The organism is Desulfotomaculum sp. 1211_IL3151 (genome assembly GCF_036763075.1).
Classification (GTDB): Bacteria; Bacillota; Desulfotomaculia; order Desulfotomaculales; family Desulfotomaculaceae; genus Desulfotomaculum.
On record NZ_JBAIYV010000050.1, the window covers coordinates 1 to 13,199 of the forward strand.

A 13,199-nucleotide genomic window follows, 5' to 3' on the forward strand; every position below is an offset into this window, starting at 1 on the left:
CTCGCTAGCGTCTTTTCATAACGCTTGACGAGGATGTTTTTTGTGGTCGTCTTAGTTTCATCTTAACGATGACTTTTGACTTGACCTGTTTTTCATCCATCATCTGCTGTTTAGTTTTCAAAGACCGATTTTGCTTGTCCCGATCTCGCGACCGGAAGCTTATCTTACCACTTTTTCTGTGTTCGTTGCAAGTGGTAATTTTTTCTCATCACCTCGCGGCGACATTTATTATGTTAACACTTATTATTTCTTAATGCAAGGCTTTTTTGTGTTTTTGGTGTTGTTTTTTCATATGATATCATTTCCAATGTTTCGAACATTATACAAAGAAAATATCTACCGAATATATGAGTTCTTTCTGATATTTCCTTTGCCAAAAATAATTATTTTTCCCTTCATATAAAATTATTGACATGCCCTGTATCTGACCTATACAATCATAACAGACCGACCAGTCTGTTTGGAAAGGAGATAATTTTTTGGCAAAGGAAGTTAAAAAGGACATCATTGCCGATGCGGCCTTATCTTGCTTCTTAGCATCTGGTTATGGGGCAACCTCCGTGGACGAAATCGCTAAGGCATCCGGCATGAGCAAGGGCGGCATTTATTGGCACTTTAAAAGCAAGGAAGAAATTTTCATTTATCTTATTACCCGCTTGGTGGAAGAATGGAACGCCCATTACATAGCAACTCTAAAGGACACCCATACAGCCTCGGATAAGCTGGTAAAATATGTAGAGCATCATCTACAAGATGTAGACACACCGTTCACTGCCTTAGTCCTGGAATTCCTTCTGCAAAATAAGGATAAAGAAAACGTCATTAAAATGCATTATGAAATTGATAAACCCACCAATGTCATTTTTACCATTATTAAGGAAGCAGTAGAAAATGGCGAATTTAAGCCCATGGACCCCAAAATTTTGACCCGGTCCTTTTTAGCCATCTTTGAAGGCTGCGTTCTCCAATCCTTCATGCACCAGGATAAGCAGTTATTAGAAGAAACGATGAAAACTGCCTTAGATATTTTTCTTACTGGGGTTCGTGCTAATTAATTAATCAATAAATATTCGAAAGGAGCAACTAATTTTGAAAAAACTCATAAATACTGTTAGTCTGCTGCTATTACTTGCTGTGGTAATGACAGGCTGCGGCAAAGAAGCCCCCAAGGTAGAGGAAAAACTGGTTCCTGTGGAAACCACCAAAATTTCCACCGGCGACCTTAGCCATTCTTTAAATACTACGGGTGAAATTATTGCCGGGGCGGATGTTAATGTAATGCCTAAGGTCTCCGGTCGTGTACAAAATGTCGTAGTTAAAGTAGGAGATAAAGTACATAAAGGTCAGGTGCTGTTCCAACTGGAGGGCAACGATGCTCAAAATGCCCTTGCCCAGGCAGAGGCCGGCCTCGATTTAGCCCAGGCCAATTTGGAACGGGCTCAACAAGGGCTTAAAGATGCCCAAATAAACTTTGACCGAAGCAAAGAACTTTATGATTCCCAAGCCATTTCCAAGTCACAATTTGAGCAGGCTGAAAGCGGTTTAGTGAGTGCCCAAACAAACTTAAAGGTCTCCGAGGCCCAGGTGAAACAAGCCCAGGCATCTTTAAATACAACCCAGGATAACTACAATAATGCTACTGTGGTCTCCCCCATTAACGGCGTGGTGGCTGCTATTAATGTAGATCCCGGTGCAATGGTAAGTCCCCAAGTATCAACAGTAACCGTAGTACAAATGGATACGACTAAGGTTAAGGTAAATGTCTCCGAGAACGTGGTGGATTCCATTAAAGCCGGCACGAAGGTACCTGTGACCGTCAACGCCATCAATAAAACCGTGACCGGTACCGTTCTTTCCGTGGCTCCAAAGGCTGACCCTGCTACTCGAGCCTTTGCCGTGGAGGTTCAGTTACCAAATGAAAAGGGTGATATTAAACCTGGCATGGTGGCCCGCTTAAATTTATCAACCGGTACCTCCACCGGTGTGCTAGTTTTACCTATCGATGCCGTTCTTGAGAGAGATGGACAATATACCGTCTTTATTGTAGAAGATGGTAAAGCCAAAGAGGTATCCGTCAAGGTAGGCACTACCTCCGGAGAATTAACAGAAATTAGCTCTGGTTTAAAGGAGGGTCAAACCGTTATCGTTACCGGTAACCGGCTGGTGAGTGAAGGGCAGAAGGTGAAAGTGGTCAAAGAACTGGGGGGTGCCTCTAAGTGAAAATAGCAGACATCTCTGTTGATCGCCCGGTGGCCATTTCCATGCTGATTATTGCTTTAGTGGTTCTGGGTCTCTTTTCCTTGCCACGTCTGGCGGTAGATCTCTACCCTGAAATGGAACTCCCCGTTGCCATTGTTTCTACCTCTTATGACGGAGCGTCGCCAGCCGAAGTTGAGGAATTGATCAGCAAACCTTTAGAATCAGCAATGGCCACTACTGAAAATATCTCGGAAATTCGCTCTAATTCCCAAAACGGTTTCTCCCTGGTAATTGTCTTATTTAACTGGGGCACCAATATGGATAATGCTGCCATTGATTTAAGGGAAAAGATTGACTTTGTCAGTGCTATGATGCCCGACGATGCCAGCTCCCCTCGGGTTATGAAACTAGATCCTAACCAAGCACCCATCATCTCCTTCTCATTAACCGGTGCTAATGGCGATTTAGTAAAACTTAAGAGAATTGCCGAAGACGAAATCCAGCCTCGTCTGGAACGGATTAAGGGTGTCGGTTCTGTCTATATCAGCGGTGGTAAAACTCGGGAAATTAAAGTTATTCTGGACCCCGCAAAAATGGAAACCTATGGCTTAAGCGCCGGGCAAATTATGCAGTCCATCGCTTCTGATAATATTAATGGTACCGCAGGCCAAGTGGACAAAGGCTCTAGCCAAACTACTATCCGGGTGGTTGGTGAATATAAAAGCATAGACCAACTGAAAGAAGTGCGGATTAGTCTTGCCACCGGCAACTCCATTGCATTAAAAGATCTCGCCACCATCGAAGATGGTTTTAAAGAAGAGAACACATATACATTTACAGATGGTAAAACCTCTTTGGGCATGAGTATCATGAAAGCCACCGGGGGCAATACCGTTACCGTAGCCAACGAGGTCATGGCAGAGGTTGAAGAGCTCAACAAAACTCTTCCGGATGGTATTGAAATTACCACCGTGATGGACACCTCTAAATTTATTAAGGACTCCATTAATAACGTTGTGGAACACGGCCTATTGGGCGGCATGTTTGCCGTGATCGTCCTCTATCTGTTCCTACGCAGCGTCCGGAGTACCCTGGTAGTAGCCTTGACCATCCCCATTTCCATCATCGCTACCTTTGCCATGATGTATTTTGGTAACCAATCCATTAACATGCTTTCCCTAGGTGGACTGGTACTAGGTCTGGGCTCCCTGGTGGACTTCTCTGTGGTAGTTTTAGAAAGTATTTACCGCTATCGTCAAAACGGTTTTAGTATTATTGAAGCTGCTAAGCTGGGTACCGCTGAGGTGTCAAATGCTGTGACCGCGTCGGCCTTAGCCCAAGTGGTGGTTTTCATGCCCATTGTATTCGTAGAAGGAATCGCCGGGATATTATTTAAACCCATGGCCTTAACGGTAAGTTTTTCTCACATTGCAGCCCTTTTTGCTGCTTTAACCTTGGTTCCCATGATGTCCGCACGATTGCTGCGAAATGTTGCCCCGGCGGACGAAACACTGCCGGAGGGTAAAACAAAAAACCCGGTTATCGTGTTTGGCAAATTTTTACACTCTTTGAATCAACGTTATGGTCGTATATTAAATTGGTCCCTTGGAAACCGGAAAAAGGTCGTTGGTTTAACTGCAGTTTTACTCATAGCCAGTATTGCTGCCACTCCTTTAATTGGTACAGAGTTTATAACCACCATGGATCAGGGTGAAATTTCGGTAAATATTGAAATGCCCGCAGGTACAAAGATAGAAGAAACCTCACGGGTTGCTAAGGACCTGGAAAACATAGCTCGCAACGAGGTAAAGGAAATCGAGCGTATCTTTACCACGGTGGGTGGTGGCCAACTCTCTTTCCTGGGAAGCAGTGCCAGTGACCAAGCCTCCCTACAGATTAAGCTAGTGCCCTTGGAAAAACGGAAGATTTCTACGGAGCAAGCTACAGAAAAACTGCGTCAAGCCATGCAAGATACCCCTGGTGCCGATATTACCGTAGCAATTACAGACAATTCCGGTGCCGGTTCCGGCAGTGCAGTTCAAATTGGCATCCGCGGTGATGATTTAGAGGTACTGGAACAAATTGGCGACTTGCTTGTCGAAACGGTTAAAGATGTAGAGGGCACCAGAAACGTGACCAACTCCATGACAGAAGCCACTGCCGAGATGCGCATTAATGTCGATCGAGAACAAGCTGCCCGCTACGGACTATCCGCCAGTCAGATTCTCTCAGCAGTGAGTACTTCCTTTGATGGTAGATTGGTCGGTCAAATGCGTACCGGCGCTGATGAAGTGGACATCCGTATGATGACCCCAGAAGACGCTGGTAAGAGCATTGATACCTTAGCAAACCTAACCATTGTTTCACCAACTGGGGCTAGGGTACCCGTATCTGCGGTGGCAAGCATCGAATCCCACCACATGCCGGCAGCAATTTCTCGTACGGATCAATCCCGGGAAATTACAGTCACAGCCGATGTAATCGGTCGTGACATCGGCAGTATAAATAGGGATATCCAAGTAGCCCTTAATCAATTAGCTTTACCTGACGGCTACGAAGTTAGTTTCGGTGGTCAAGCTGAGGATATGGCAGAATCCTTTGCAAGTCTGGGGTTGGCTCTGTTGCTGTCGGTGTTACTGGTATTTATGGTTATGGCTGCTCAGTTTGAATCTTTGTTCCAGCCCTTTATTATCATGTTCTCCCTGCCGCCAACCTTTATTGGTGCGATCTTTGGTCTAGGTGTCACAGGGAACCCCATCAGTGTAACGGCAATGATTGGCGCGATCATGCTAGTGGGTGTTGTATTAAATAACGCCATCGTACTGGTAGACTATATTAACGTACTGCGTCGAAGAGGACATGAACGTAATGAGGCAATCTTAATGGCTGGTCCAATACGACTGCGTCCCATTTTGATGACTGCTTTGGCAACTGTACTGGCCTTACTGCCCATGGCCTTTGGCAGCGGCGAAGGTGCTGAAGCCCAGGCACCAATGGCTATTGTAATTGCCTTTGGTTTGACCTTCTCCACAGTAATTACCCTGGTGCTTGTACCAGTGGTTTATACACTCTTTGATGACCTGGGTAAAAAATTCTCTGGTAAGTACAGCAAGCTGCTTAAAAAATTACCCTTCCTCAAATCGAAAACCGTGTCAAGCTAAAGTTACCTATTAAATTCGAATAGGAGTGTCGCAAAATTACTCGGTAACTAGCGACACTCCTATTTTTAATACACAGCAGCGGAACGACACAGGGGTCATTCACAACATTTATGTAATATGGCATTTTTTCCTAGAGGAATAAGGACTTTTTTGTAAAAATAATATACTAACAATGTTATAACAAGGATGGATCGTATCGTGAACCAAGTTAAACAGTTAAAATTTTCTGCGCAAAAAATTAATGATTTTAGTATGCCGGGGGATTTTGATCAGCTATGTAACCAGTGTGGCAACATAGAAGCCACCATTCTGCCAGAAGTTGAATTTCTAAGTAATAAAGTGGTTAAGAATTTCTCTCTCTCTTTGTTTTGCTCCTCTACGGAATGCAGAAATCTATCCTACCACTACTTTAAAATTGAAGATATGTGTGGCTCTGATGACCTGGAAATGTTTACCCACCTGCCCAGGGGAATAAGAATAAGCTGTAATAAATGCGGCGGTCAGGAAATTCGGATCAATATAAAGCTGGATCAATCAGGCTTTAAGTATTCATATGACCTGGTAAGGGTTACCCTTTCCTGTCCCTGTGGCAACCAGGCCCAACACCAATTCCTGGGTAAATATTTTTAGATTTGTCACCTACCCTAGGGTAGGTAATTTTTTATTTTATCGCCGGCCCTTTGCCACATTAATTGATGGTATGGTTTTTGTTTGCATCCCTGCATGGTCACTAAGCTTGCTCCAGTCACAGCTTGACCATCCACCAATACCTGAAGCTTACCCACAACCTGTCCCGTCTGTAGCGGTGCATTAAGTTCTTTAGACAACTCCACCACCTGCTCCAACTTTGCGGAATGATCCACCGGCACCGTCACCACAACATCCCTGTTAACCGTAACCGGCACCTTGCTTATAACCCCTTCCGTAACCCCAATGGACGCAAAGGGTTCCCCCTCTTTGGCAAGCAAGCGGTTTTCATAACGACTAAAACTGTAATCTAACAACTTAATGGATTCATTCCAACGATCATCACTGTGCAGCACTACAGCAATTAATTGCCGCCCATCTCTTTGGGCTGCTGCAACTAGGCACTTACCTGCGGCGTTGGTGGTGCCGGTTTTTACCCCGTTGGCCCCCTGATAGCTCCACAGCATTTTATTGGTATTGTTTAAGGATCGGGCCCCCCCTGATCCTGGGATCGTGTGGTTTTTTGTAGCAACGATTTTACTGAATACAGGGTTCTTTAAGGCCTCCCTGGTGATCAGGGCCAAATCATAGGCAGAGGAGTAATGCTTGTCATTGGGTAACCCATTGGAGTTGCAAAAGTTTGTATTCTTTGCTCCCAATCTCTGCGCCTTTAAATTCATTAAATTAACAAAGATATCCTCCCGGACGGCAATTTGCTCTGCGATGGCCACACAGGCATCATTGCCAGAATGCAGTAAAGCCCCATAAAGAAGTTGTTCCAGGGATAATTTTTCCCCCGCCCTTAGATATACACTACTGCCCTCTACACCGGCAGCCTGGGGACTTACTGACGTAACCTGCTGCAAATTGCCAATTTCCATGGCCACCAGGGCTGTCATAATTTTGGTAGTACTGGCAATGGGCCTGGGTTGGTGAGGATTCTTGGCATAAAGAACTTGCCCGGTCTGGGCATCCATAACCACTGCGGTATATGCAGAAAGCATTGGTTTTTCGCTAAAGCTGCCTGTTTCCAACACAGATCGTTCGTCATCATAGAGATAAAAAACATCATTAGTAGGCTTAACGATCCCATGGGCAAAGGCATTCCCTGTATAGAAAAACACAACCACGATTAGAATAAATATACCGTTTGCTAAATTCCTTTGATCCTTCACTTATTACCACCTCATATTAATCTCATCTTGGTTAGAGTTCCCTTGCAGCATTCGTTTATGGCTGGAAATAATTAAAGCACGCAAAATGCGTGCTTTAATTATTTTTGTGTTCTATTTTAGTAATAATATTTTCTTTGATCCGATGCCCCTTATTTTTAAAATCATCCAAAAGGGTGTAAATAACAGGCACAACTATCAGGGTTAATAAGGTCGAGGTAATCAGCCCCCCGATGATGGCGTGGGCCATGGGTGCCCGACCTTCGGCCCCGGGACCCAGTGCCAAAGCCAAAGGCAGCATGCCAAAAATCATAGCGGTGGAGGTCATTATAATCGGACGCAACCGAGTCCGGGCTGCTTTACCCAAAGCTTCATTTCGTTCTACTCCTTTGGCCCGCTGCTGTTTGGTAAAGTCAATTAGCAGAATAGCATTTTTGGTTACCAGGCCCATGAGCATAATAATACCAATCATACTCATGATACTCAGGTCGCTGCCCAATATCAGCAAGCTTAGGATAGCCCCCACAATGGCCATGGGTAAGGAAAGCATGATCGAAAAGGGATCGATATAGCTTTCAAACTGTGCGGCCAAAATAAAGAAGATAAACAGTACCGCAGTAATCAGGGCCAACACCATGGCAACAAAGGTCTCTCCCATCATTTCTGCATCCCCGCCCTCATAGAAGCGGTAGCCAGGGGGTAATTTCAGTTCCTGAGCAACCTGTTCCTTAAAGACCTTATTAAACTCACCCAGTGAAACACCCTCCAGGTTACAGGTCAAGGATATTTCCTTAATTCTATCAAAGCGACTGATTTCGCTAGGAGAGGTAGAAAAAACAGTATCTGTGACCTGACTTAACGGTACCATCACTTGTTGATCCTCTGCCGAAAAACTGCCTGGCAGATAAATATTTTGCAGATCAGCCAAGCTTTCACGATCCTTTTCAAGCAACTGTACCCTTACATCAAAGCGGTCTTCTCCATCTGCAAATTGGCTGACCACCACCCCATTGAAAAGGGTACGCAGCGTATCCCCCACTAGGGCAGTGCTGACACCAAGATCCGCCGCCACATCTGAATTTACCTGAATTTGTCCCTCCGGCTTGCCTGGCTTGTAACTATTTGATACATCTACCGAGCCGGGAATATTCTCCATTATCCGCTGGGCTTGTTCAGCGTAGATTTGCAATTGCCCTAAGTCTTCACCCTGCAATCGAAATTGAACCATCGCCCCTTCACCGGAGACCCCCTGCTGGTTGACAGTGACCTTAACCCCAGGGATGGTATTCAAATCCTGCCGCAGTACTGCTGCCAGTTCATCAAGGGTCTGATCACGGTCTTGTTTATCCACCAATTTAACAAATAAATTGGCCCTGTCGGCTTTTGTGGTGGAATATACCTTGGTAACTTCAGGGTATTGACGAAGTTTTTCCTCAATCTTACCAGTAAGCAAACCAGCCGCCCCCACACTTAGGCCAGCATCCATATCAGCCGCTAGGTATAGTTCCCCCACGTCTCCGGTGGGCATAAATGTCGAGCCTAATAATGGTATCAGTGCTAAGCTGCCCACAAACAATAAAGCTGCTATACCAATGGTTTTCTTACGGTTTCTTAGGACAACTTTAAGGAATTCAGCATATTTTACAGTAAGCCGATCAAAGCCCCGGTTAAACCAGTTGGTAAACCTACCGATCATTCCCTTTGGCACATGTTCCTCCAGCCGTAAATATTTTGAGGCAAGCATCGGTACCAGGGTAAAGGCAACAAAAAGTGATACCAACACACTAAAAGCAACTGTAATACCAAATTGCTTGAAAAATTGTCCGGTAATCCCTTTCATCATTCCTACGGGAAGGAACACTGCCACCACGGTTAAGGTCGTGGAGGTTACAGCCAGTCCTAATTCCGTTGTTCCATCCCTGGCTGCCTCCAAGGCTGTTTTTCCCATCCTTAAATGCCGTACAATATTTTCGATGACCACGATGGCATCGTCAATCAATAGTCCCACAGCCAGTGAAAGGGCCATTAGGGACATAAAGTTTAGGGTAAAGCCCAAAACCTTCATGGCAAAAAAGGTTGCAATAATGGAACTAGGAATAGCTAGGGCACTGATTAAAGTACTGCGCCAGTCCCGCAGGAAAATAAACACCGTCAGAACAGCCAAAATACTCCCTTCAATAAGGGTATTTCTCACATCCTTTACAGCGTCCCGGATATATACTGAGTTATCCCGTACAATTTCCAATTTAACTCCCGGGGGTAGCTCTGCCTTGATTTCCTCCACTACTTTTTTTAGCTTATCCGCCACTTCAACCGTATTAGCACCGGATTGTTTCACAATATCCAGCCCGATGGCTGGTTTCCCCTGATAGCATGAAATACTCCCCTGCTCCTTGACACCATCCACGATCGTGGCAATATCCCTAACGTAAAGTTGTATCCCTCCCCGCCTAGCCACCGGCAAGTTAGCAAATTCCTCAATCCGTTTAATCTCACCCACGGTACGAAGGGTTATTTCCTTATCCTTAGTAGCAACCTTTCCCCCGGGTACTTCCATATTTTCACTGCGCAGGCTGCTTACAACCTCAGCCGTGGAAATTCCGTAAGCTGCCAGCTTGTCCTTATCTAAATTAATCTTAATTTCCCGTTTTTCATCTCCATAGACACCAATAGAACCAACACCTTTGATTACCTCAAGCCTTCTTTTTATGAGATCTTCCACAATCACCGTCATTTCGCGCATAGAAATACCACCGGTTACAGCCAGGGAGACAATGGGATAGGCCATTGGATCGAATTTGGCAATAATCGGCTCTTCTATATCCTGAGGCAAATCACCCCGGATGATGCTTATTTTATCCCGTACATCTTGGGCCGCCACCTCTGGGGAAGTCTCCAGGGTAAACTCGGCAAAAACCAGGGCTACTCCCTCCTGGGAGTTGGCATAAATATGTTTAACACCGGATATTTGCCCGATGGCCTCTTCTAGCTTATATACCACCTTGGTTTCAATTTGCTCCGGCGAAGCTCCCGGTTGTACAACGGTTACCGCCACATAGGGAAATTCAGTCTCGGGGTAGTCATTGATATTGAGACCTATCCAGCTGATAATCCCTACGGCCAACAGTGCCAAGATCGTAACTGTCGCAAAAACCGGTCTTTTTAAACTGAGGTTTGTTAAAAACATAAATTTTCCTCCTGTTACCTGGCGACTTTGATCTTATCCTGGTCTTTTAATTTGTTGGCATTGGTGATGACTACCTCTTGTCCTTCCTTAAGGCCCTGCTTTATCTCAACTAATTGATCCATAATTTGTCCTACTTCCACCGGAACCCTTTTAGCTTGGTCCCCTTCGGGAATAAAAACAAAGTACATACCCTGCTTCGTTGTTAGCGCTGCTTGGGGTATCGCTAAGGCATTATCAGCCTCTCCGGTTTTAATTTTTACCTTGGCAAACATACCGGGTTTTAACATAAATTCTGGGTTAGGTACCTTGATTTTAGCTTCAAATACTCTGGCATCTTTGTTTGCCACCGGGTTAATAACTGCCACCTCACCGGTAAAGTGTTTATTTCCATAAGCATTCACAGCTATCTCCGTTTTAAGACCCACTTTAAGGTTAGACAGCTCCCCTTGGTCGATATTCACCACCACATATACTGCTGCTATATCCTCCACTGTCATCAGGTCTGGCCCTTGCAGAGAAACCATCTGACCGGTGGTTACATTCCGATTTGCTACAAAACCGCCAATCGGCGAGGTGATGGTGGTATTGCGCAAATCCTTCTCAGCGTTGGCCACGGCTGCAGTAGCAGAACTGACTTCTGCCTCGGCTAACTTCCGTGCAGTTTCCATGCTTTCAAATTCCTTTTCAGAAACTGCCCCCTGTTTATAAAGCTCCTGGTATCTTTGATAATCAGCACCGGCAGTGGCAAGTCCTGTCTCCGCCTTTTTTAAACTAGCTTGATTAATGGCTAGGGAATGGGTCATGCTATCACTCTTTATATAAACCAAGGGTTGACCCGCAGTTACCTGATCTCCATTATTAACTAACACTTCACTTACACGTCCTGCGGGTAATTCAGCACAAATAATTGCTTGATGAAAGGCCTCAATATTTCCGGTCAGAGAAAGGATGTTTTCAATCTTTATTTTGCTTACCGGCTGGGTGGACACAATCTGCACCGGTTCCTCCTGCTTCATTTCATTCTTGTGCCAGAATCCACCTTTAAAGATACCAAGGGCCAAAATAGCTGCCAATGGTATTAGCCAGAGCTTCCATTTCCTCTTCATACTCCTTTTGCTCCTTTATTAAATTCTCTACCCTTCAGAGAAATTGCTACACTTTGCCCACCTTCCTCCCTTTGGGAGACCCTCGTCAAAATTCAAAAGGAACGCCGAAAAAGCCATGGACATTTTTCCATGGCCTTAGCCTCCATTCTCATCGGTAAGCTCCTCTTGCTCCCTGCGTAATCTTCTTAAATAATGTCTGCCTGCTCTGGTTATTCTGTAGTAGGTATGGTTCATGTGCTTTACCCAGTCTCTTTGCCGATGGTAACCCACCAGCATATTACCCTGCACCTTTTCCAACAGGCCCTTATTCAATAAATTTTCCAAACGGCTGCGGGATTCTTCCACATCCAAACCCACATTAATTCCCAAACGCCAGGCATACTCCGGCCCTGCATAATCAATGAACTGTAAAATTTCTAAATCCTTTTCATCTTCAATTTCTTCCGGCAGCAGTCCCAATTCCATTAGCAAAGCATAGACTTGGCCCGCTAACTCTTGACATTCCTTGGCATATTCATGATGCAGGGGGCCTAATTCATGTTCTTCGGGCAGTTCGTTGCCGATTAACTCATTTATTTCTTTAAGATCCTGTGCTGCACCTTTCAATTGATCAAAAAGAAGGCATTTCTGATTCAATTCATACAGTCTCTTGGCGAACCGAGGCATTCTCTCTGGATCGGTACTAATCACCGGGTCCCCCAGCTTGCTTTCTACGTCGGAACGTTCCGTATAGAAGGAATCAATCCTCGACCAAATCTCCTCATCGGAAAGGTATTTGGCATTAAAAATGGACATAGGGTTCCTCCATATTAAAATTTTTTTACTGCTTGGTTTCCCCTTTAATTTGAGTAGCCTTTAAGTAAAGAGTAATTTTTTCATCGATGACAACCAGATACGATTTCAGCCTGTACTTATTTCCGTTGGCTTCTATTTCACGGTTATCAATTACCCCAGGAATCCATAGTATATCCAGGCCCTCTACCTCCTGTCCTATTAAGGGAGCAAGCCAGGTTTCTACATTTTCATTGGCTTCTATATTTACGCTAAGTTCATCATATTCCGTTAAACCTTCCCGGGAAGACAGGATCACAAAGGTTTCAATATTGGTTATGGTCCGCTTCTGTTTCTTTTTACTATTGTCCCTTAATTTTGTCAATTCGCTTTGGGTGTCAGCCAATTGACCGCTTAGGGTTAGATTGGTCAAGGTAAGATGATCCACCCGTTTGCCAATTACCATATTGGTTGCCGCCGCCCCCACTAAACAACCCAGTATCAGAAATGCCAAGCACCTGAAAAATGCTGCCCTCATCTAGAGTTAGCCCCGCAAAGGGTCAGAATCAGGTAATATCCCGCCTGTGTGCCGGCCAGGGCACTAACAATATAAAAAATCTGTTTAATCACTGCCCGGACCTCCCCGTTAAAAAGACCACTTTCAAACACTTCAAAGGTGGAGAAGGTGCCACCGATGGCAGCAGCAATGGCCCATATTTTCATATCCCGGGACAATTTTAACATAACTCCTAAGGATGGTTCTCGTACCAACAAGGCCGCCAGGGAGCCGATAAGCACTGAGCCCAACATAATACCAAGGGCTGTAAAGAAAATTAAGATCACTTTATGTTCAAAGGTCTCTATTTTTATCACCCCTCATAAGGACAATCTGTTAAACCTTATTTGGGAAACCGTA

Annotated in this window: 10 protein-coding genes; 4 read left to right on the top strand and 6 right to left on the bottom strand. The window is 44.8% G+C overall.

Going from position 1 to position 13,199, the window contains the following annotated elements; all coding sequences use genetic code 11:
- Positions 1-479 precede the first annotated feature (479 nt).
- The 4 genes from V6C11_RS13520 to V6C11_RS13535 all read left to right on the top strand — a co-directional run bounded on the left by V6C11_RS13520 (position 480) and on the right by V6C11_RS13535 (position 5,990).
- The gene (locus V6C11_RS13520; protein ID WP_333531722.1) at positions 480-1,055 is read left to right on the top strand and encodes a TetR/AcrR family transcriptional regulator; all 576 of its coding nucleotides are present in this window, start codon (positions 480-482) and stop codon (positions 1,053-1,055) included.
- Between the two features lie 34 nt (positions 1,056-1,089).
- Positions 1,090-2,220: an efflux RND transporter periplasmic adaptor subunit gene (locus tag V6C11_RS13525; protein ID WP_333531723.1), complete on the top strand. Its 1,131-nt coding sequence runs from the start codon at positions 1,090-1,092 to the stop codon at positions 2,218-2,220.
- Positions 2,217-5,360: an efflux RND transporter permease subunit gene (locus tag V6C11_RS13530; RefSeq protein ID WP_333531724.1), complete on the top strand. Its 3,144-nt coding sequence runs from the start codon at positions 2,217-2,219 to the stop codon at positions 5,358-5,360. Before V6C11_RS13525 ends, V6C11_RS13530 begins: the two co-directional genes overlap by 4 nt.
- A 198-nt stretch (positions 5,361-5,558) precedes the next feature.
- Positions 5,559-5,990, top strand: coding sequence for a hypothetical protein (locus V6C11_RS13535; protein ID WP_333531725.1), 432 nt, complete (start codon positions 5,559-5,561; stop codon positions 5,988-5,990).
- A gap of 14 nt (positions 5,991-6,004) precedes the next feature.
- Here V6C11_RS13535 and V6C11_RS13540 read toward each other — a convergent pair whose 3' ends face one another.
- The 6 genes from V6C11_RS13540 to V6C11_RS13565 all read right to left on the bottom strand — a co-directional run bounded on the left by V6C11_RS13540 (position 6,005) and on the right by V6C11_RS13565 (position 13,156).
- A complete protein-coding gene (locus tag V6C11_RS13540) occupies positions 6,005-7,222 on the bottom strand; it encodes a D-alanyl-D-alanine carboxypeptidase family protein (RefSeq protein WP_333531726.1) in 1,218 nt (405 codons plus the stop codon).
- Positions 7,223-7,316: 94 nt separating this feature from the next.
- Positions 7,317-10,406: an efflux RND transporter permease subunit gene (locus V6C11_RS13545; RefSeq protein ID WP_333531727.1), complete on the bottom strand. Its 3,090-nt coding sequence runs from the start codon at positions 10,404-10,406 to the stop codon at positions 7,317-7,319.
- 14 nt (positions 10,407-10,420) lie between these two features.
- Positions 10,421-11,512, bottom strand: a complete 1,092-nt coding sequence (locus V6C11_RS13550) for an efflux RND transporter periplasmic adaptor subunit (protein ID WP_333531728.1) — start codon at positions 11,510-11,512, stop codon at positions 10,421-10,423.
- A gap of 135 nt (positions 11,513-11,647) precedes the next feature.
- Positions 11,648-12,307 carry a DUF2250 domain-containing protein gene (locus V6C11_RS13555; RefSeq protein WP_333531729.1) on the bottom strand — a complete coding sequence of 220 codons (660 nt, stop codon included), beginning with the start codon at positions 12,305-12,307 and terminating at the stop codon, positions 11,648-11,650.
- A gap of 25 nt (positions 12,308-12,332) precedes the next feature.
- On the bottom strand, positions 12,333-12,821 hold the full coding sequence (locus tag V6C11_RS13560; protein ID WP_333531730.1) for a hypothetical protein: 489 nt from the start codon (positions 12,819-12,821) through the stop codon (positions 12,333-12,335).
- Positions 12,818-13,156, bottom strand: a complete 339-nt coding sequence (locus V6C11_RS13565; protein WP_333531731.1) for a YtrH family sporulation protein — start codon at positions 13,154-13,156, stop codon at positions 12,818-12,820. Before V6C11_RS13565 ends, V6C11_RS13560 begins: the two co-directional genes overlap by 4 nt.
- Positions 13,157-13,199: the final 43 nt, after the last annotated feature.

Coding starts and splice junctions, on each gene's coding strand:
- V6C11_RS13545 (WP_333531727.1), bottom strand. CDS start 10,406: ATGTTTTTAACAAACCTCAGTTTAAAAAGACCGGTTTTTGCGACAGTT.
- V6C11_RS13550 (WP_333531728.1), bottom strand. CDS start 11,512: ATGAAGAGGAAATGGAAGCTCTGGCTAATACCATTGGCAGCTATTTTG.
- V6C11_RS13555 (WP_333531729.1), bottom strand. CDS start 12,307: ATGTCCATTTTTAATGCCAAATACCTTTCCGATGAGGAGATTTGGTCG.
- V6C11_RS13560 (WP_333531730.1), bottom strand. CDS start 12,821: ATGAGGGCAGCATTTTTCAGGTGCTTGGCATTTCTGATACTGGGTTGT.